The 20,447-nt window shown below is 63.5% G+C and carries 18 protein-coding genes; 7 read left to right on the forward strand and 11 right to left on the reverse strand.

Features of this window, described 5'->3' with window-relative positions:
- Genes VKS22_07095 through VKS22_07105 form a run of 3 tightly spaced genes read right to left on the reverse strand, consistent with a single transcriptional unit; the run spans position 1 to position 3,701 of the window.
- Positions 1 to 1,032 carry a 4-hydroxyphenylacetate 3-hydroxylase N-terminal domain-containing protein gene (locus tag VKS22_07095; GenBank protein HLW70371.1) on the reverse strand — a complete coding sequence of 344 codons (1,032 nt, stop codon included), beginning with the start codon at positions 1,030 to 1,032 and terminating at the stop codon, positions 1 to 3.
- 10 nt (positions 1,033 to 1,042) lie between these two features.
- Entirely contained in the window at positions 1,043 to 2,041 is a 999-nt protein-coding gene (locus VKS22_07100; GenBank protein ID HLW70372.1) for a lysylphosphatidylglycerol synthase transmembrane domain-containing protein, read from the reverse strand.
- Complete coding sequence (locus VKS22_07105; GenBank protein HLW70373.1) at positions 2,034 to 3,701, reverse strand: glycosyltransferase family 39 protein; 1,668 nt, start codon at positions 3,699 to 3,701, stop codon at positions 2,034 to 2,036. The genes VKS22_07100 and VKS22_07105 overlap by 8 nt, the downstream gene beginning before the upstream one ends.
- Positions 3,702 to 3,932: 231 nt before the next feature.
- Here VKS22_07105 and VKS22_07110 point away from each other — a divergent pair, with 231 nt between their 5' ends.
- Positions 3,933 to 4,805, forward strand: coding sequence for an alpha/beta hydrolase (locus VKS22_07110; protein HLW70374.1), 873 nt, complete (start codon positions 3,933 to 3,935; stop codon positions 4,803 to 4,805).
- 62 nt (positions 4,806 to 4,867) lie between these two features.
- Complete coding sequence (locus VKS22_07115) at positions 4,868 to 6,904, forward strand: chloride channel protein (GenBank protein HLW70375.1); 2,037 nt, start codon at positions 4,868 to 4,870, stop codon at positions 6,902 to 6,904.
- Positions 6,905 to 6,925: 21 nt separating this feature from the next.
- Here VKS22_07115 and VKS22_07120 read toward each other — a convergent pair whose 3' ends face one another.
- From VKS22_07120 to VKS22_07145, 6 genes are read right to left on the reverse strand one after another with little or no spacing between them, the layout of a single operon-like run.
- Positions 6,926 to 7,777: an LLM class F420-dependent oxidoreductase gene (locus VKS22_07120; GenBank protein HLW70376.1), complete on the reverse strand. Its 852-nt coding sequence runs from the start codon at positions 7,775 to 7,777 to the stop codon at positions 6,926 to 6,928.
- A 58-nt stretch (positions 7,778 to 7,835) separates the two neighbouring features.
- Positions 7,836 to 8,267: a hypothetical protein gene (locus VKS22_07125; GenBank protein HLW70377.1), complete on the reverse strand. Its 432-nt coding sequence runs from the start codon at positions 8,265 to 8,267 to the stop codon at positions 7,836 to 7,838.
- Positions 8,264 to 8,923: a PHP-associated domain-containing protein gene (locus VKS22_07130; GenBank protein HLW70378.1), complete on the reverse strand. Its 660-nt coding sequence runs from the start codon at positions 8,921 to 8,923 to the stop codon at positions 8,264 to 8,266. Before VKS22_07130 ends, VKS22_07125 begins: the two co-directional genes overlap by 4 nt.
- A 45-nt stretch (positions 8,924 to 8,968) precedes the next feature.
- Positions 8,969 to 10,549, reverse strand: coding sequence for a protein kinase (locus tag VKS22_07135; GenBank protein HLW70379.1), 1,581 nt, complete (start codon positions 10,547 to 10,549; stop codon positions 8,969 to 8,971).
- A 25-nt stretch (positions 10,550 to 10,574) separates the two neighbouring features.
- Positions 10,575 to 10,976: a hypothetical protein gene (locus VKS22_07140; GenBank protein ID HLW70380.1), complete on the reverse strand. Its 402-nt coding sequence runs from the start codon at positions 10,974 to 10,976 to the stop codon at positions 10,575 to 10,577.
- A complete protein-coding gene (locus tag VKS22_07145) occupies positions 10,969 to 12,261 on the reverse strand; it encodes an FHA domain-containing protein (GenBank protein ID HLW70381.1) in 1,293 nt (430 codons plus the stop codon). The genes VKS22_07140 and VKS22_07145 overlap by 8 nt, the downstream gene beginning before the upstream one ends.
- A 169-nt stretch (positions 12,262 to 12,430) precedes the next feature.
- Here VKS22_07145 and VKS22_07150 point away from each other — a divergent pair, with 169 nt between their 5' ends.
- Positions 12,431 to 13,669, forward strand: coding sequence for a CoA transferase (locus VKS22_07150; GenBank protein ID HLW70382.1), 1,239 nt, complete (start codon positions 12,431 to 12,433; stop codon positions 13,667 to 13,669).
- Here the strand turns inward: VKS22_07150 and murF are convergent.
- A complete protein-coding gene (gene murF / locus VKS22_07155) occupies positions 13,662 to 15,110 on the reverse strand; it encodes a UDP-N-acetylmuramoyl-tripeptide--D-alanyl-D-alanine ligase (protein ID HLW70383.1) in 1,449 nt (482 codons plus the stop codon). The genes VKS22_07150 and murF overlap by 8 nt on opposite strands.
- Positions 15,111 to 15,200: 90 nt before the next feature.
- Here murF and VKS22_07160 point away from each other — a divergent pair, with 90 nt between their 5' ends.
- Complete coding sequence (locus VKS22_07160; protein HLW70384.1) at positions 15,201 to 15,971, forward strand: hypothetical protein; 771 nt, start codon at positions 15,201 to 15,203, stop codon at positions 15,969 to 15,971.
- Between the two features lie 42 nt (positions 15,972 to 16,013).
- Here the strand turns inward: VKS22_07160 and VKS22_07165 are convergent, their stop codons facing one another.
- Positions 16,014 to 16,784 carry an enoyl-CoA hydratase-related protein gene (locus VKS22_07165; protein ID HLW70385.1) on the reverse strand — a complete coding sequence of 257 codons (771 nt, stop codon included), beginning with the start codon at positions 16,782 to 16,784 and terminating at the stop codon, positions 16,014 to 16,016.
- A 295-nt stretch (positions 16,785 to 17,079) separates the two neighbouring features.
- On the opposite strand from VKS22_07165, the gene VKS22_07170 reads away from it, so the two are divergent.
- From VKS22_07170 to VKS22_07180, 3 genes are read left to right on the forward strand one after another with little or no spacing between them, the layout of a single operon-like run.
- Positions 17,080 to 17,499: a hypothetical protein gene (locus VKS22_07170; protein ID HLW70386.1), complete on the forward strand. Its 420-nt coding sequence runs from the start codon at positions 17,080 to 17,082 to the stop codon at positions 17,497 to 17,499.
- A complete protein-coding gene (locus tag VKS22_07175; GenBank protein HLW70387.1) occupies positions 17,499 to 18,866 on the forward strand; it encodes a hypothetical protein in 1,368 nt (455 codons plus the stop codon). The genes VKS22_07170 and VKS22_07175 overlap by 1 nt, the downstream gene beginning before the upstream one ends.
- 35 nt (positions 18,867 to 18,901) lie before the next feature.
- Positions 18,902 to 20,377 (forward strand): hypothetical protein, encoded by a 1,476-nt coding sequence (locus VKS22_07180; protein HLW70388.1) that lies wholly within the window; start codon positions 18,902 to 18,904, stop codon positions 20,375 to 20,377.
- Positions 20,378 to 20,447 lie beyond the last annotated feature (70 nt).

Genomic DNA, 20,447 nt, shown 5'->3' on the forward strand with positions numbered 1-20,447 from the left:
TCAGCTATATAGCCGCGAGTAGAGACTCATCGCCGCGTCGAGCGGTGGCCGCGCCGGTACAAACTGACCCCAGGGATCTTGATGCGCAGCGCTTTCGGCGGCGTGGAGACAGGATCGAATCATAGCGATCGCGATGAACATCTCGGCGAGACGCTTTTGTACGTCGGGCGCGCCGGCTACATCGCGCGTGAGGCTCGCGGCGAGCCCGAGACGCAACTCAGCGACGACTGCGGCGTTGACCACCCGCTGATGCATCTGATTGACGACGACACTACTCTCCTCAAGCAGCGCTGCTCCGAGCGTCTCGTCACCGCATAGAAAGACCCGCTCCGATGGAACTGCCACGCGGTCGAACTCCGCGATCCAATCCATACCGATGTGGCCTACGAGCTTCAGCCCTCGCGTATTGCAGCTGACCGCGAAAGCAAGGGCTGGGGACAGGACGAGCAGTTCTTCTGCGAATGGCGCGGCGGGTGTCACGGGCAGCGCACCCGCGACTACGATGCCCTCAGAGGTTGTGTCAACCAGCCTAACATCCGGAGCCGCTAGCTTCGGTGTCGAATCGCGGCCGTGATCCGATTCCATAGACCGGGTTTGGGTTAGACACCAGTCGCGGCGGCGAGCTTCGCGATAGTAGGCCTCGAGGTTCGCGGCGGCGTGCGGCGCGCTCGGCGCGAGCAACTGCGACGCCGCGGCGAGGCTCGCGAGCGTGGTGTTGCAATAGTCGGGCGTCCATTCGAGCGTTCCGCCGTGAGCTTCGGCCCAGCGGCGAAACATGATTCCTCGCCGCCGCACCTCCTCGACGTTGCGCGGCTGGATGAACGAAAGCCCGGCGCGGTCGCCGTCGTCGAGCCGCACCGTCATCGACCCTGGATGCTCCATCTGCAGATCGTAGAGCGAAGCGATCGCGCGGGCGCGCCGCACAAACGCCGGATGGATCGTCGGGTCGGCGACACGCTCGCCCTCGAACCAAAGCTCGGCCTTCAGCTTGCGCAGCGACGAGAGATAGTTGTTGCCCGAACGTGCTCCCATCGTCGTTCATCTATGCGCTGGTCGACTGCACTAGGGGCTCGCGGATAATCTCGGGTTTTGGCGCGGGTGTAACGACAAACGGCCACAGCCCGCTCAGACCGGCGACCAGCGTGCTCGCGAACCACACGAGGCCAAGCGCGATCGCATCCTGACGGGCGACGCCGGCCAGCCCGAACAACAGCAGATATGCGCTCTCGCGCACGCCCAAACCATTGATGGTGAGTGGGATGCTCGCAACGACGTTGGCCATCGGCACGATCAACAGGACTGCGGAAAATGGGATCGCGATTCCCATCCCGACGGCGAGCAGATACTGGCAAAGCGCGAGCGACGCTTGCAGGACCATTGAAAGCGCCAGCGGGACGATCATGCCGCGCTGGTTGCGCAAGTAGGGCGTCAGCGGCTCCGCGATCGCGCGGACCCTTCCGCTGAAGCGGCTCGCGACGGTCGCGAGCAGTGGCCCAGCCAGGTAGCCGAGCAAGGCTGTCAGTCCGAGGGCGACGGTGAGGTGAATGAGTGCTGCAGGGATGCGCACGCTTGTCGCCGTCAAGGCCGCGATCGCTGCGAACCAGAACAGTGCGACGAGGCCGACCCCGCGGTCCGCCACCACTGAGGCGACGGCTGCGCCGACGCGCCGATGCCGCAGACCGAGGTAGCGCGCGCGCGCCGCGTCACCGCCGACCAGTCCGGGTACGAACAGGTTGGTGAACACCCCAACGAAATAATAGGCAAGATATTCCCGCCACAAACCACCAAAGCCGTTGAGGCGGGCGAGCAACTGCCATCGGTAAGATGACATCATCTGGCCCGCAAAGTAGAGCGCGATCGCGGCAACGAAGAAGCCCGGGCGTTCGCGGCTCAGTACTTGCGCGACGCGATCAGCGCCGCACAGCCAGAGCAGGGTAACAACGAGTGCGAGCCCGAGGCCTGCGCGGATCGCGAAGCCGAACCGCGACTTTGGCGGCGAATCGCGGCCCTCGATCGAAACTGCCTCGGCGGGATTATCCACCAATTGGCCTCTGCGCCGGATCTGACGTCCCACGGGTTACTGCGATCTTTTTGGCGTCGGCCGCGACTACAGTATATGGCCCGAGGCTCGCGGCGAGCGGAGCAAACGCGGCGCGATCGACGATCAGCACAGACGGGATCGGCTCGTTCCACAAGCGCAAAAGGTCGGCGCGGCGGGTGAAGAAAAAATTCGCCGCGTCGGACGCATGGGCGGCGCCATAGGCGAGTTCGGTCTTCGCGCCAATCAGGATGACGCGGCGGCGCGCATAGAACGGCAGCGATTGAAGGTAACGCGGATAGCAGATCAGGCGGGCATCGGGAGCGCGCTCGGCGATTGCGCGTGCGAGTTCTGCGTAAGATCGTGCAGGCTCCGACATGATCCGGCCGTAGCTCGCAACAATCAGAATCGCGACCGCCGCAGTCGCGATCGTCGCCAAACCAGCCTCGAAGCGGTGTTGCCAGAACGCCGCAAAGCAAATTGCGCCCGCGACGAGCACAATCGCGCCGGCGAAGTAGAGGGCGGGCCGCACGAGCATCGGATTGGGACTCGCAAAGCGGTTGGCAAAGATTCCCGCAAGCATCACGCCCGCGCCGAGGAGACTCAAGATCGGGCCGCTCGCGGCGAGACGCCGGGAGCTATTCGCTACGGCGAGCGCGGAATCGTGCTCGCGATCGGTGAACCCCAGCAAGCCGCTTGCGATCACAATCGCGAGCGGAGGAAGCGCCGGCAGGATGTAGGGAATCAGCTTCGCGCTGGCGCAGGAGAAGACGACAAAGATCGTCGCGGCGCTGATCAGGCAGAAACGCCGTGCCGGATTGGGTGTGAGAGATCGCCACGCCGCGAACGGCGCGAGGATCGACCAGGGAAGTGTTCCTGCGATGATCACCGGCACGTAGTAGTAGATTGGCTGGCCGTGCGAGTAGCTTGACTGAAAGAAACGGCGAAAGTGCTCGCCGACGAAGTAGAAATCGAGAAAATCCGGCTGCCGAATCGCAACGGCGACAAACCAGGGCGCAACGATCGCCGCGGTCAGGCAGAAGCCGGGGACGACTCGAAAACGCCGGAGTGCGTGGCGCCAGTCACGCTCGGTCACCAGGAAGATTGCCCCTGCAACCAGCGGGATCGCAAGACCGATCGGGCCCTTGGTTAGCACTGCCAGCGCGATCGCGACGTACATGATCCAGCACCAGCCGCCGTCTTCGCGCCAATGGAGAAAGAAAGCGAAGAGCGCGACCGTAATCGTCGCCGTCAACAGCATATCGGTCGTCAGCACCTGCGCCATCACGGCATAGAGCGCACTCGTGCTCAAAATGATCGCCGACCAAAAGGCGTGGCGCGAGTCGATGACTCGCCGCGCGAAGAGATAGTCGGCCGCGACCCCGGCGCATGCCGCCGCAGCATTGACGAATCGGGCGGCGAACTCATTGACGCCGAATGCGTGCATCGCCAACGCCGTGAGCCAATACAACAGCGGCGGTTTCTCGATATACGGCACGTAGTTGAGGTGCGGCACGACAAAGTCGCGCAAGACCAGCATCTCGCGCGCGATTTCCGCGTAGCGCGCCTCATCCGGCTCCCAGAGCCCGTATGCGCCCAGATGGAAGAAGCAGACGAGCGCGGCGACCACAGCGACGATAATCGCCCCAACGATTTCGCGCATCGACGCGGAGCGAGCGCAGCCTCGGCTGCCGACGGAAGTGCGCACGGTTGCCAAGTCTAACTTGAGCGCTGCGAGCGTCACAGGGGGCGGCGGTGAGCGCGCCGCCGGGCAGGGCTACCACTATGCCCGAAATCCTTGGTCGGCTAGATTCGGAGTCGGCAACATGCGGATTAGCCGTGATTGGACCCCGATCAAAAAGGAAGCCCACGCGCGGATACCGGAGGCGGTAGCATGGCGGATATAATCGGACCCACTTCGCATTTCTTTTATTCGCAGCGGCTCAAGCTCCACTATGTCGATTGGGGTAACCCGGGCAAGCCGCTCGCCATCCTGGTCCATGGCGGACGCGATCATTCGCGGGCTTGGGATTTTGTGGCGCTCGACTTGCGACGATACTTTCACGTAGTTGCGCTCGATTTGCGTGGACACGGCGACTCGGATTGGGCGATCGGCGGCGCCTATTCGATTACCGATCACGTCCTCGACCTCGGCCAACTGATCAACGCGCTCGATCCAAAGGGACAGGTCACCTTGATTGGCCATTCATTGGGCGCGGGTGTCGTGCTGCAGCGCGCTGGAGTGTTTCCGGAAGCGGTGGGCGCGGTGGTCGCGATTGAGGGGCTGGGGCCGCCCGGGGCGATGATGCGCGAGACGCCTGCCCATGAACGCATGGAAAGCTGGGTTACGGATATGCTCGCGCTGGCCCAGCGCAAACCGCGCGAGTATCAGACGGTCGAACAGGCGATGGTGCGGATGCGCGAGGCGAATCCGCATCTCAGTCTCGAACTGGCGCGCCATCTGACGATCTATGGGGTGCGGCGCAACGAGAACGGCACCTTCTCCTGGAAGTACGACAACTATACGCGCGCGACCTCGCCGTATCTCTTCAACCTCAGCGACGCGATGCAGATCTGGTCGCGCATCCGCTGCCCGGTGTTGCTGGTGCGCGGCGATTCCTCATGGGCGGGCGACTGGGAGCGTGACGGGCGGCTGAGCGCGTTTCGCACCTCGGATGTGCGGACGATCGATGGCGCGGGCCATTGGGTTCATCACGACCGGCTCGCGGAATTTCTCGCCGCCGTGCATAATTTTCTGGCGCTTTGAGGTTTACTGACTGAAGCGCGGCGAGCTATGAAACCCGCGCGAAACCACCCACGAAACACCCAATGACCGGGGAGACGCGCGCCGAGTTGGCGCCGAGCCAATTCGAGTACGTCGAGATAATCCTGCTCGCGGCCGCGGTCGGCGTACTGGCGGCGCTCGGCAACTTCGGTTTCCGCGCCCTGATTCACCTTTTCGCGTGGTTATTCATGGAGCAGGAGGGCGGCCTTCTGGGCGTTGGCCGGGGCTTCACCCGGATACTGCTCCCGCTGATTCTGATGAGCGGCGGCGGTCTGCTGCTCATTCTGAATTATTTCTTTCCGCGCGACATGCTCGGCTACGGGTTTCCGGCCTTTCTGGAGAACGTCAATCTCGGCAACGCGCAGATGCGCCGGCGCTGGATTGTCTTGAAAGCGCTGGGCGCAGCAGTGTCGTTGGGTTGCGGCGCCTCGGTCGGCCGCGAGGGACCGATCGCGCAGATCGGGGGCGCAATTGGGTCGGCGCTGGCGCAGTTCCGCCGCCTGTCCGCTGATCGCGCCAAGGTCCTGATCGCGGCGGGCGCGGGCGCGGGCATCGCCGCGACCTTCAACGCACCGATGGGCGGCATGATGTTCGCCCAGGAAATCGTGCTTTTGGGCGAGACCGAGCTGGGCAATTTGACCCTGGTGCTGATCGCAACTTTCAGCTCGGTCGCGGCTTCGCGCGCGCTGATCGGCAGCGGGCCGCTGTTCTCGCCGCATCATTTTTTAATCGACAACTATTGGGAGGTGCTGACGTACGGCGTGATGGGCGTCGTGCTCGGCGCGATGGCCGCCGGCTTCGTGCGGTTTTTCCATGCGACCGGCCGCTATATCCGCGGCCTCAAGCTGAGCCAGCCGATCCAACTACTGGGCGGTCTCGCGCTCGTCGGCTTGATTGCGATTCCTCTGCCGCAGAACCTCGCCGACGGCTACCCGGTGATCGAGGAGGCGCTCGGTGGCAGGCTGGGGTTGCGCCTGACGGTGGCGCTGATGGCGGCGAAATTTTTGACCAGCGCGATTTCGCTGGAGGCCGGCGCGCCGGGCGGGATCTTTGGTCCGGTTTTTTTTATCGGCGCGATGGCCGGGGCGAGTTTTCGCGGCCTGGTCGAGGTGATTGCACCCGGATTTACCGGACCCTCGGGGTCCTACGCGTTGATCGGGATCGGCGGCTTCCTCAGCGGCGTCAGCCATGCGCCGCTGACCGCGTTGCTGCTGCTGTTTGAAATGACGCGCGGCGACTGGACAGTGGTGCTGCCCACGATGATCGCGACGGTCAGCGCGCTGGTCGTCGCCCGCCTGATCGAGCCTGAGTCGATCGACACCTATAGCCTTGCGCGCGCCGGGAAGAGTCTCGAAATCGGCCGCGATCGTCTGCTGCTGACGCAATTGCCGGTCTCGTCCGTGATCCGTCGCGACGCCCGCACCGTGCCGGCCGGCGCTTCCCTGGCCGAAGTCATGCGTATCGCGAGCGAAGTAGAACAGGCGACGCTGCCGGTAATCGATCATAGCGGCGCCCTCGCCGGGCTGATCCGCACGCACGATCTGCTCCAGCTTGTCGCCGCGAGCACAGACCTCGGCGCCCTCGTCAACGCCTGGGATTTGAGCCGGCGCAATCCTCCTGTGCTGACGCTCGACGCGAATCTGGATCAGGCGGCGCAGACGATGGAATACGAGGGGCTGGAAGAGTTGCCGGTCACCGAAACCGCTCACGGCGGAAAATTCCTCGGGCTGGTGACCCGTCACGACATCGCGCGGGCTTTCAACCGCGTGACGTTATCGGTATCGGCGGTGGCGACGCGTGAGAATAATATTTTTTGGGCGAGCGGCTATCGGGTCTCGCGGGTCGGCATTCCCGACGCCGCGCTGGGAAAGAATTTGCGGCAACTCGAACTGCGCACGCGGTTTGGCGTTAGCGTGCTGGCGGTGCAGGACGGGGCCGATCCGGAACGCGGTTTCCAGCCCTGCCCGGCCGATCGTCCGTTCAAAGCGGACGATGTGATTATCGCAGCGGGCCATCCGGCGGATCTGCGACGCTTCAGCAGCGGGCTGAGTTTTGTCGCGGAGTCTTCGAAGGCTGGTTGATCCGCCGCCAGCCGTCGGCCGCTATAGCTTTGCCATCAGGTCGTCGCGAAATTGGGCCAATTCGGTCTCGTCGAGCGCGCGCAAAGGCAGTCCGACGAGCAGGCGCGCGACGCCAGCCTCGGCCAAGGTCCGGACTTCGTCGAGCGTGAGCGGATGGCCTGTGCGCAGGCTCATCGTGACTTCGACCGGACGCGTGCGATTCGCCGTCCGCTGTTGGTGCTCGAGTTGCCCGAGCAGCGTCCGCGCCTCGTCCATGCTGCGCGCGACGGCGTACCAGCCGTCGCCGTAGCGCACGGCGCGCTTGATCGCCAACTCGCTGGTGCCGCCGACGACGATCGGGGGATGCGGTTTCTGGATTGGTTTTGGATTGAAGCGCACGCCGGCGACGCTGAAAGTTTTGCCTGCGTATGCAGGATCGTCTTTGGTCCACAGCGCTTTCATCAGCTCGAGATATTCCCGCGTGCGCAGGGCGCGGTCGTCGAAGCTCGCGCCCGCCGCGGCGAACTCCTCGGCGAACCAGCCGACGCCGACGCCGAAAATCACGCGGCCATTGCTCAGCACGTCGAGCGAGGCCACGGCTTTGGCCGTGGTGATCGGATTGCGCAGCGGCACGACGAAGATGCCGGTCGCCAGTCTGATCCGGCTGGTGACGGCGGCGGCGAAGGCCAGCGCCAGCATCGGATCATGGAAAGGTACGTCCGCCGGGGCTGGGAAACGGCCATCGGGCGAGTACGGGTATTTCGAGGTGTAGTTGACCGGCAGGATCAGATGCTCGCCGATCCAGGCGGACTCGAAGCCGCACTCCTCGGCCTTGCGGATATTCGCCGCGATCCGCTCGGGCCGCTGGCTCGTGATGAAAGTTCCGAACTTCATTTTTTTCAACCTCCGTAGGCCGCGCTCCGTTGTCGCGCCGGCCGCGTGAGTCGAGATTTTAGTTGGCAGCCGATGCGGGCGTCACGACTTTCAAAGCGGTTGCTGAGCAAGCAATTGAGGCATTACAGCCATTGAGGTCATCGGTGGGACCGTTACCGCAGGAAATACCGGTGAGGCCGTTGGCGCCCATCGCCTGCGCTTTTTGCCGCAGCACGTTAATAACTTCGTCGTTGCTGCGGGTGCCAATTACGCCGCGATTACACAGATAGGCGTCGAGCTCGCCGACCTGCACGAAGTCGTCGTGGTTCGCCAGCCATGATTGCTCGTAGGTCGGCACGGCCGCTTCAAGTTTCTGCATCGCGACGGGGTCCGGCGGATTCGTATCACCCGTCTGAAAGGCGACGCAGCCGGCAGCGCTGGCCGCCAGAAGCGTGACGAACAGGATCGCGCGCGAGGTCCTGACTTTGCTGCGGTTGACGTGTGTGCTCACTTCGACTCGCTGGGAAAATGATAGGGGCGCGCGCGGCCTGCGCGCAGCTCCATGCAAAGTTCCTCGACCGTTGAGACTTCGCGTTCAAGTTCGGTGGCGCAAGTCATGAACCACTGGGCTGAGGCGAAATGAGCGTCGCTGCCGCCGACCGCGCTCAGCCCGAGCTTTTCGCAGGTCGCGAGCGCGTCGCTGTTCTGATCCGGCGTGTTTTGGCCATTGATCGCCTCGACTGAATTCAGCGCCGGACCAAGTTTTGCGAGCAGGGAGTCGAGCCGCACGCCGTAACTCGAGTCGCGGAAGGGATGAGCCGGGATCGCGATGCCGCCGTCGCCATGGACAAATTCGATGAGCCGCTCTGCGCGCAGCATCCGATCTTCGAGGTTGAAGCGCCGGGCCAACGCTGGGGTGACACCAAAAATCAGCAGATGGCCGAGATCGGTGTCGGCTTCGATACCGCGGAAGATACGCACACCGAGGCGCGCTTCCAACTCGGCGTACTCGCGTTCGGTCTCCGCCTTGATTGCATACTGCCGATGCTCGGTGAAGCAGATCACGTCGAGGACCGGAAGATGGCTTGCAGCGAGCGTTACGTAAGCCTCGGCCGAGGCGTTCGAGTCGCGCGATAAACTGGTGTGGACGTGGAGATCGACGAGCATAGGGTTCAACTCTCAATTGCCAGCGTGAAGCATAGGGTGCTGCGTTTAGCCGCCGGCACTCGGATCGACGACGCGCAGATTATCGCGCAACGTGGGAATCCCCGCGATGCTCGCACACATCATCTGCACTGTAGCGCGATCATCTTCACTCGGAATCGTTCCGGACAGCACCAGAGTACCGTCCTCGAGCTGAAACCGCACGTCGTTGAAGCGGCTCTCGTCGAGCGCCTGCCGAAGCGCAAAAAGCCGCGCCTGCTGAACTACCGAGAGGCCCGACGAGTGCGGCGGCGTGACGGCCGGCGCGTTCGCATCAGCGTCGGACGGGGGTTGATCGCTGCGGGTCGCTTTTACAATCGCCTTCGTCACGAAAAACCCCGCGAGCACAATCAGAATCAGTGTTCGCAGCGGATGGCGAATTCCGCGCCGCCGCCGCTGACGCCGTATCCGCCGAGTGATCTCCGGCGAAGCGCTGTGGCTCTCGCTGCCGTTTTCATGCAGCGGAGTGGGCGAGAGAATCACCGTCGGATCGTTGGGGCTTGCGCCTGCCATCGAGGGACGGCGGAGGGTGATCCCGCAAAACGAGCAGTAGTGCGAATCGGCCGGGATCGTGCGCGCACAGCTTCGGCACTTTATCTCGGGACTCGCGATAACCGCGGTTGGGGAATCGGCTGCCGGCGGCGCAGCCGGAGATAAGGGCGATGGCCGGGCGGCCGCCAACTCCGCGGCCGGACCGGCGGTCCACGTGCCGACCGGACTGAGCGGAAGCTGCATCTGCGCCACCGACGACGCGCCGCTGGAGCGTGCTGACAGTGGCGGGTTGAGCGCGGCCGCGCGCAGCTCGAGTAGTCGGCGCCTGAATTCACTCGCGTCGCGCATCCGAGTGATCACATCGTAAGACAACGCCTGGTCAACCACCGCGGCGAGGGAGGGGTCGATTTGCGGGGAAATTTTGCGCAGGGGAGGAAAGCTGAAAGGCGGTTCGGCCGCGGGATCGCGTCCCGACAGCGCATGATGCATCGTCGCGCCGAGCGCATAGAGGTCGGATCGCGCTTCGACCCGGCCGCGATACTGTTCCGGCGGCGCGTAGCCTTGCGTGCCGATCATCGTGGCGTTAGTCAGCGGGGCGAAATGGCGCGCGATACCAAAGTCGATGAGCTTGACGCGGCCCGACGGCGAGATCATGACGTTGGAGGGTTTGAGATCGCGGTAGATCACCGGCGGCATCAGGTTGTGCAGATATTCGAGCGTTTCGAGGATCTGGATCGCGACCGCGACAACCTCTTCCGGCGCGAGTTTGCCGCCGGCCCGCTTGAGCCGATCCTCGAGCGTTTCGCCTTCGACATACTCCATCACGAGAAAGTGGTGGTTGGCTTCGCTGAAGCGATCGATCACGCGCGGGATGTGCTCATTGCTGAGCTGCGCGAGCATGTCGGCCTCGCGCTGGAAAGCAGCGATGGCCTGTTGCTGTGCGTCCGGGCTGGTGAAGCCATCCACCATTTCAGCGAGTGCGCAGCGGCGTCCGGAAAGACGCAGATCCTCGGCCAGATAGACCAGCTTCATCCCGCCGCCGCCGAGCACGCGGACGACGCGGTAACGTCCGCCGACGATGGTGTCGGGTGCGATCATTCAGCGTTTGCTGTCAGCGCCCCGGTCAAAATTGTTGGACCGAACCGGCGCGCAGCCGTCTGGAGCGGCGTCTAAAGCCCGGCTGCCGCCGCGGGCGGGTCGAACCCCAAGCGGCGTTGGCCGCGCAGATCAGATGCATCAGAAAGCCGATCGGATGCGCACTGGCATAGAGGAACATCACGCCGAGGAACCAGATGACACCGCGCCGATGTAAGCCTTTGTACCAATGGCCGAGGCCCGGCACGACGCTCAACATCAGGGCGGTCAAGGGATGCCATAAGATGGCGTCGTCGAGCGGCGGCGGATCGAGCAAGGGGGCGCCGCACTCCTTGCAGAAGCTCGCCTTGGGCACAGTGATGGCGTGGCCGCAGCGCGAGCAGAAGCGCGCAGATTCCGGGTGACGTTCAGGCATCGCGAGTTCAGGCATCGAAGGTGAAGTTGGCATTGCCGAGACGGATAGTCGCGCCGCGCTCGAGACTAGCCTGGGTGACGCGCGTGTCGCCCAGCCAAGTGCCGTTGTGACTGCCGAGATCGCGGACAACATAGCCGCCGTTGCGAGCCTCGATGACCGCGTGGTAACGCGAAATCGACGCGTCGTCGATTACGATATCGTTGTCGAGGGCGCGGCCGACGCGGGTCGGCGCGCCAGCCTTCAGAAAAAGCCGGTCACCGTCGGCGCGGGTCAAACAGGCGGCACCCGCAGCCGCTGCGGCTCTCGGCGGCGCGCCCGCCGCGGGCTCGGCGCTGCGGGGGTCGGCGCGGCTATGGAACGTCAGTTCGTAGCCGCCGATCCTAATACGATCGCCTTCGCGCAGCGCGGCGCTTTCGATCCGGCCGCCATTGACAAAAGTGCCGGCTTCGACCGCGAGGTTGCGGATCGAATAGTTCTCGCCCCGATGCTCGATTACGGCGTGGCGCGGACTGATCGACGGATCGCCGAACAAGCCGATGGGGTTTTCCTCGGCGCGCCCGATATTGATCGTGGCGCCTTCGAGGCGAAACTGGCGCCCGCGCAGCCGTCCGGCCTCGACCACAATCCACGCGCTCTTGGTAAGTTCCTGAACCAGTCCGATGAAGAGGCCGATCGCGAGCCCGATAACCGAAAACCCGACCAGACGCGGCATCAGGCCGGTGTGACTCACTGAGCCTATAAGGTCAAAGCTCAGCCCACCGACAAATCCACCGATCAAGCCGCCGAGTCCGCCCTTGAGAATGTTTTGGATTGAGAAGCTCGCAATGCCAACGCCGACGCCGAGCAGCAGGCCCATCAGAGTCCATCCGAGCAAGCGCCCGAACACCAGATAGGCCTCGGAGCCCGCTTGCCCGCTGCCCCATCCGCCGGCTGAGAGAACCGCGCTGAAGAGCAGATCCGAGTAGTAGGTGCCGGGCAACGAGACGACGGCGCAGACCACGAAGCCGAGCAAAAAGTGCCGGCTCGCCGCCTCAGAGAATTCGATTCGCTGTTCCGCGGCGGCCATGATCATGCCGCCGATCATGCCGGCCATCAGCGCCATCGTGAGGAAGCCGGCAATCAACATTCCGGTGGTTTGGACGTCGGTCAAGGAATGGTTGTGGCTGGCGAGTTCGACTGGAAACCAACCGATCGCGCCGCCGATCAAACCGGCCAGCGCCTTGAAGGTAAGCTCGCGTTTATCGACTGCGCCGATGCGCAATCTATGCTGCGCACCGAGGGGAAACCTATCCTGGACCATCGATTCGTTTCACCGCCACGAGACTGAATACATCGTAGCTTGGCTGGGGGAGACGATAAACGCCCTGCCGCTCGGACGTTGATGTGGTTGCCGCAACGCCGCAAAACACGGCATGATCGATGCCGACGGGCAGACGTCGGGACCCTGATCGCGCGGGAGCAGAGCAACAATGAGCGGAAAGCCCTTAATCGAGCAACCCTTTGGTCCTTTGCAGGGCGTGCGAATTATTTCCAGCGGTACGCTGATCGCGCAACCATTTGCCGGGGAGCTGGCGGCGGAGATGGGCGCCGAGGTCATCCAGATCGAGCGGCCGGAGGTGGGCGACGCGGGTTGGCGCACGATCGGGATCCGGCTGCCATCAATTAATGGCGATACGCAGGTCGCGACGAACTTCGTGCAGGAGCGGCGCAACGTTTTCTGCGTTACGCTTGACCTCTCGAAGGCGCGCGGGCGCGAGGTCTTTCTCAAGCTGATTCCTACTGCTGACATCTGGATGGAGAGCTCGAAGCCCGGCAGCTACGCCAAATGGGGAATCGACGACGACGCGCTGCGCAAGATCAATCCGAAGCTTGTGATCACGCACGTCTCGGGCTTCGGCCAGGACGGCGATCCCGCGTATGTGAGCCGCGCGTCTTACGACATCGTGGGGCAGGCCTTTGGCGGCGTGATGTACCAGACCGGGTTTCCAGAGAATCCGCCGTCGCGCGCTGCGCCGTGGACGGGGGATTATATGACAGCGATGTTCACGCTGTGGTCGTCGCTCGCCGGGCTGACGTATGCGCGGGCGCACGGCGTGGGGCAATCGATTGACGTCGCACAGTACGAGGCGATCCATCGAACGCTGGGCGGCACGATGCTCGAGTATTTTCAGCAGGGTGTGGTGCGCGAACGCTCGGGCAACAAGGCCCAGGGTTTTCAGCCACTGGACAGTTTTGAGACGAGCGACGGTTTCGTGGTGATCGGCGCGATCGCGGACGTTTTCAATCGCCTGCTGCGCGCGGTCGGCTTTGACGAGGCCGATCCCAAGTGGCAGGTCGCGCGCAACGATGTCGAATCGATAGAAGGGATCGAGTTCGACGCGATCCTGCGCGGCTGGGTCAACGAACGCACGACGGTTGAGGTCGTCAGGATTCTCAATGAGCATCAGGTGCCGTGCTCGCCGATCATGACGTCGAAAGATATTGCCGAGGATCCGCATTACCGCGCCCGCAACATGCATATCGAGTGGGAGGATCTACAGGTCGGTCGCGTAAGGGGTATCGGCGTGGTGCCGAAATTTTCAAAGACGCCGGGCAAGGTCTGGCGCGGTGCACCGCCGATCGGCCACGACAATCAGCGCATCTACGGCGAGATGCTGGGGCTGAGTGCTGACGAGCTCGCCGCGCTGCGGCGCGACAAGGTCATCTGACGCGCGACTCGCCGCCGGGCAGCGCGTCGATGATCCGTTCCATCGCGATCCCGCGCGAGCCCTTGACCAGGAGCACGTCGCCCCGACGCGCGATCTTCGCGACCAGAGGGGCGGCTTCGAGGCTGTCGGCGGCGAGCGTCAAGCCCGAGAGCCGCGACGCTGAGGCGCTCTCGGCGGCACGGCGCATTTCGGCGCCGACCAGCAGACAGGTTTCAGGCTGTATCCGCACCAGTTCCTGCAGAGCCTCGATGTGGGCGGCGGCGGAGAGCTCGCCGAGTTCGAGCATGTCACCAAGCGCGACGATCAGCCGCGTCCGCAGCCCGTCTACCGTCTCGCGGGCGGCGGCCAGCGCAGCACGCAGCGAGCGTGGATTTGAATTGTAGGTGTCGTCGATCACCAGGATCCCGCCGAGTTCGTGCAGGCTGAGCCGGCCGTCGGAGGCACGTACGCCGGCGAGCGCGCCTGCGATTGCATCGAGCTCATCGGCGTGGAACGGACGCGCGAGCGCCGCGGCTGCCGCCGCAACCGCGCTCGCGGCGTTGAGTGCGGAGGCAGCGCCGAGCAGGCTCAAGGTTGCGCTGAGCCTCGGCGCAATCCCGCTCTCAACCAGTGACGGACGTAACTTGAGCTCAATGATCTGCTGTCCTGTTGAACTGACCGTGCGCGCGACGAGGCGCACGTCGGCAGCATGATCGAAGCCGAAGGTCAGGCGCGGCATTGCCGGCGGAATGCGTCGCAACAACCTGATTTCGGCAGTCGACACGACTGCAATTTTCGCGGTGGCGAACAACGCCGCCTCCTCGTCCGCGACGCCCTCGAGCGAACCCAGCCCTTCGGTGTGCTCGATGTCAACGTTCAAAACCAGCGCCGCGCCGGGCTGGACGATCGCTGCCAACCGCGCAATTTCCCCAGGCTGATTGGTCCCGCATTCGAGCACGGCGGCGCGATGGGTGTCCTCCAGGGTGAAGATGGTCATGGGGACGCCGATCAGATTGTTGAGGTTGCCGGGCGTGGCGAGCGTGGCGCCGCATAGCGATCGCATCAGCGCGGCCGTCAATTCCTTCGTGGTCGTCTTGCCGGCTGCGCCGCCGATCGCGATTGTCGGGATGCTCGACGCACGCCGCATCCGTTCGAGGTGGGCACGGGCGAGCGCTCCGAGCGCCGCTAGCGGATCATCAACTTCAAAGCAGGGGAGAGCAGAAGCGCGTCCGCGCTCGACCAAAGCGGCGGCAGCACCTGCATCTGTCGCCGCCGCAAGATATTCGTGGCCGTCGCGCGCGCCGCGCAGTGCGACGAAGAGCGCGCCCGGCGCGATCACCCGCGAATCAATGCTAACGCTCGTTGTGCGGAGGCTGGCATTGGCCAACGCAGGCGCACCGGTGATCTGCGAAATGTGGGAGGCGATGAAGGAGCATCGATTGGGCGGAATCGTCGTTGCCATCAGTTCCTTTGTGCGACCCGAGTACTTGCGCGGGTCGCGGCTTGACAGCGCGGCAACAGCCTAGCAGGCTCGATCGCTTCGAGCAGTATGATGAAAACCCTAACGGTCGCGGCTCTGATCGTCGCACTGGTATCTGCGCGAGCGGCGGCGGCAGCCGTCCAATTAAAGAAAGCCGGCAAATTAAGCCCGCCGGCGAATGTCTCCCTGATGGCGTTTTGCAGCGATCCTACGGTCGAGGCGGTGCTCAGCCAGGATTTCCGGGCGGCGAAACGGGCCGCCGATGCCGACGCCAAAGCAGTGACGACGCTCACGGTTACGGTCACTCAGCAGGTACTAAAGCCCGGCGTCTCGATGAGCCAAATTGCGCCGGGCGCTCCAGAGGTTGCCGATCTACTCAAAGCCGCGGGGGCGACGCCGCCGCCACTTGGCGATACCGGCAGCGAAGTCGACAGTGGCGTGAGAGCGCAACTTTTGGCGCAACGGCAAGTCCAGCCTGGAGACTCGCCGCTTTCCCAGGTTTTGAACCAGTTCGCGGCGCATGGAAACCTCGCTCCCGAGAATGCCCCATGCGATCCGTCGGACCCGTCGCCGCAACCCGGATGTGTTCAGCCGACGCCGAAACCCAAGCCCGGCAGTCCGGGCTACACCGGCGACACGGAGGACTACCTCAATCGGGACAATCCGCTGCTGCAGCCGCATGGCCTCGACGACAAAGCCTTCCAGACCGTCGTCGTCGCCCGCGCGTCACTGAGCGGATCGGCGGATGAGTTGACGGTGGTGGCGGTAGTCGAACCGGGTGGCGACGTAATCGAGGCAAAAAAACTGGTGGCCGAAGAGATTACCGATGCCGTGCTGCATTAACAGCCGCCGCGTGATCAATCGAACTTGGTGCCGAGCAACCTGTTACTCGCCTTTCCAATTGGGCTTGCGCTTTTCCAAAAAGGCGCGGATGCCTTCCCTGGCGTCTTGGCTGGCCCGCACCATACGGCCCATTTCGAGGATGTCCTGATGGAAGGCGTCGTTAGACTCGCTCAGCGAGCGCCGCAAGCTTTTCTTCATCGTGCGCAGCGATAGCGGAGCATTGCCCGAGACTTTCTGCGCGAGCGCGATCGCCGCCTCGCCCAGCTTCGCGGCGGGCACGACTTCGTGCACCAGGCCCATCGAGAGGGCGCGGGCCGCGTCCACCGGCTCGGCTGTATAAAGAATCTGCGCGGTATTCGCGGCGCCGATTATTTCGATCAGCTTACGGATGAAATCGTAGGGCACGAGCAGGCCGACACGCGCGACTGTCATCCCCATCCGGAGGTCCTCAGCGCCGATACGCAGGTCGCAATGCAAGCCGAGCTCGCATCCGCCGGCCAGCGCCGGACCCTGCATCGCGGCGATCGTCGGGACCGAGACATTCTCAAGACGGTGGAATACGCGTTCGACGTTGACCGGGCTATGGCCCCCCTCGAGCCGATCAGCTTCGGCGAGATCGATGCCCGAGCAGAAACTCGCGCCGGCGCCGCGCACGATCAGCGCGAGGACGTCGCGCTCGTGCTCGACGGCGACCAACGCCTCGTCGAGCGCTTTGAGCATCGGCTCGTTGAGGGCGTTGCGTTTTTCGGGACGATTGAGCGTGATGGTCGCGTAATTCTGCTGACGCTCGAATAAGAGCACTTCCCCGGCCATATCGGGACTCCTTTGGATTGAAACGTTAAGACGGCGCGATAGATTTCGGTGCCAGAGCATCGCATGAGGGGCAGCGGCGCTTCAAGCGCGATCGCACCCCACTAAAGAATCTGGACGCGAGTGATGTGAAACATTTCACCCTTATCGTGGCGCGCAGATACGGCAGAATCGCGCACATGCGTAATCTCGTGAAATGGCTGAAGAACTGGCTAGTGCCGCAGGTCCCACGCGCGACCATCTACAAGCTTAGCGACTTCCCGCGCAGTGGGCTGCGCGAGCGACGGACGAAATCTCTATGAAGCCTGAACACTGGATAAAGTCGCTCGCCGTTTGCGGCGTGGCGCTGGTGGCAGCGGGCGAACTCGCGCCGACGTACGCCGGCAACGTAATCAACCAGGCGAGCGGCGGCGGCGCGCCGATTGTGGTTTCGAACGTTGCGCCGACGCAGTTGCTGCAGGCGAATGGCGCACGGTTCGGCTGGACGGTGTATTGCGCGGGGACTGCCGGCACGATCGCGGCGCTGATGATGCCTGGAACGTCGGCGGGCGCGGCGGCTGCGCCGGCACCTTCGCAGACAGTGGGATTCCCGCTCCCGGCCAACACGCTGGTCAATGATCAGGACTTTCTGGTCTCGGCCGACGCGATGCATCAGCGGATCGACGCGGAGGCGCAGGGCAGCAGCCCGGTCAATTGTTACACTTGGGAGGAACAGTGATGTCGACGGGGCGAGCGGCGCGTGAGCGGCAAGTCCGGCATCCGCGTATCTCGGCCGGGAGCGGCGCAAGGATCGGAACCGCGATTGGGTTGCTTCTCCTCGCGGCAACGGGCGCAATGGCCGCGCCTACGAGCGGCGGCGGCTCGGGAAGCGGTGGCGGGGGCGGCGCCGGTATAACCGTAGGTTCGATCGCGGTTCCATCGGGTGGTACGCTCGCGGCGCCTATCGGACGCGCTGGGAGCGGACTTAACCTCGAGAGCGCGACGATTCGCGGTGACGCCAACTACACAATCCTCGCGACCGATCGGATGATCACGACCAACGCGGCATTTACCGCGCCGCGAACGTTCACTCTGCCGGCCGTGAGCGCCATAAACCCGGCGCAGGAGCTGATCATCGCTGACGCGGCCGGCGGCATCTCGAGCACCAACACGCTGACGATCGTTGCGGCGGGATCCGACACGATCAGTGGCGGCGCCTCGGTCACGCTGTCGACGGCCTTCAGCCTCGCGATGCTGCGGCCGGACGGCAACGGGCATTGGGTGTGGTCGGGCTCGCTGCCTTTTCAGTGCGCCGGCGACGTCAATGGCGCTTGTTCGACGATCGTCGGGATCGACGGGATACCGATCACCGGGTCACCCGCCGGCACGAAGGTCCTCGCGCTCAACTCGGGCGGCACCGCGTGGGTGTTCACGAGTTACTGCCCTGACCCACAGGGCGGCGTTGGCGCGGTGCTGGTCGATCAGGCGAGCGGGTGTCTCACCTCCGTCACTAACGGGACGAACGGGCAGGTGTTCCTTGCGCATAGCGGCGCGCAACCAACTTGGGGCGCGTTGCCGTTCGCGAACCTCGCGGGCTCAATCGCCGTTGGGCAGGGTGCGATGATCCCGTACGCCACGATTAACGGTGCCCCGGCCCAGACCATTACGAATAGCGCGACGGCGACGGCGATCTACGGGCCGACTGCGATCCCGGCGAACACGCTCACCGCAGGCGGCTGCTTCGTGATCCAGATTGCCGGGATCGAAACTTATGACAACAGCACCTCGGATACGCTCGCGCTTTTGGTAAAGCTCGGCGGTACGACGATCGTGAGTGGCAACACGCCGAATCCGGGCACTATCTCAGCGACTGGACGCGTATGGCTCCCCGAAGTCTGGATTTGCAACGCGAATAGCAACAACAAGGGACAGATCGAGTGGATGACCGGCAAGGAGCAAGGAAATAGTTCAATCGGAGTAAACGGCGGCACCTCTGCTGTCGACATGACGACGAGTGAGAATCTGGAGCTTGACGTGCAATGGAGCGCCGCAAGCGCAAACGACTCCATCGCAATCGACCTGGTCAAGATTTTCCAGACGATATGATTAAGCCTCTGTTTGCACTCTTACTATCGCTTGGGGTGAGCACTGCGCCAATAGCGGCGTATGGACTGAGTCAATGCGCGGACGGCGACAACGACAATTTCATTCCGCTTGATGTCGGCGACGGCTCAAACTACAACGGCACCGGGTTCATCAATAACTACTACGGACCGGACCAGGCGACGGGGTCGAACAGGCTTACCGGTCTCACCGGCGGTTCGAGTTACCTGGCCGACCTCAAGAATATAGCGAACGGCGCGGGCGTGAGCGGCGGTCCGAGCGGGGTCAAGCCACGATGCTCGAATGGCGCACTGCCGGCTGCGAGCGTGTGTGGCGACGGCTCGACGCCGACGATAGGCGTGGTCTTTATAGGCCAGTCATTGCTGGATCGAATTGTCAGCGACCCAGCGGCCAAGACATCTGCCGCGGCCCTCGGGACGTTTCAAGCGGCGGGCCTGAAAGGATCGATGCTGTATAGCTGGGCGAATCCGTCAAGCCGGACGGATCAAAACGGCGACGCGGTATATACGAACCTCACAGTAAATCCCGCCGTGACACTCGCGAACTGTGCGATCGAGAATCACAACCTTGACCTCTGGGCGAGCGAATCGGCGTCGCAGGGCGGCGGTAGCTGGGGCTCACCAACGACGAGCTGGGGAATTTGCAAGAACGTCCGCGTACCCAACTTCGTCGTGGCCGGCACTGCGGCGCAGGCGCTGACGATGGCGCAGGTTCAAGTCGTGATCCTTTCGATGACCATCGCTTACCAACAAAACACTATGCATCCGATGTCTGACCTCGGCGGCGCGGATTGCCGCGCGTCGAACCTCACTGGCGGAGGCGGGACTGATGTTCTGATGTGCGACATCGCCCACGACACCGGGATCGTGATTCGCAATTTGATGGCGAGCGGAGGCTTTACGAATCTGCAGGAAGTGATCGTCTCCAACGTCAAGTATGAAGGCTACACCGCCTACACGACGCAGCCGCCGCCATGCGATCACGAAGAGGGGTTCGGCGTGAAGAAGGTGATGTGGGCGCAACTCAATCAGGTCTACAACAATTCCGGGACCGTCCAGGATACGATCGTCGGCGACCTCTGTCACAAGTCTCCATGTCCGGGCAACGAGACGCCGATTACCGGAATCGTCCTTGAAGGACCCCCGCTCTGGACCAACGGTTCCACTACGGTCAATAGCGAAAACGTGAAATGGACGCTCGGCGCGGGGTCCGGCGGCTGTATGGCGCAAGGGACGGGCGACGATTTCAATACGTCCAGCGACAGATGCGTGCATCCCAGCCTTTTCGGCAATGGCACGGGCGGGACGAAAACCAGTCTGCCAAATGGGGCATCGAAGCAGGCATGGTCAATGTTTGACTGGCTCGTGAACAACGCGAATCCGAGCGGGTCGGGGCTGGCGCCGGGTGGATCTTATTGGTGGACAAACGGCGCTGCGCCGACGCCAACCGCAACGCCGACGCCGAAGGCCTCCGCGTTTTCAGTGGGACCATAGAAACGAGCGGCGTGGTTGCTACTTAAATCAGATTGAGCCGCTGAAGGCTGAGTCTCAGACGCAAATTTGA

Source organism: Candidatus Binataceae bacterium (genome assembly GCA_035308025.1).
In the GTDB taxonomy this organism is placed as follows: Bacteria; Desulfobacterota; Binatia; order Binatales; family Binataceae; genus JAJPHI01.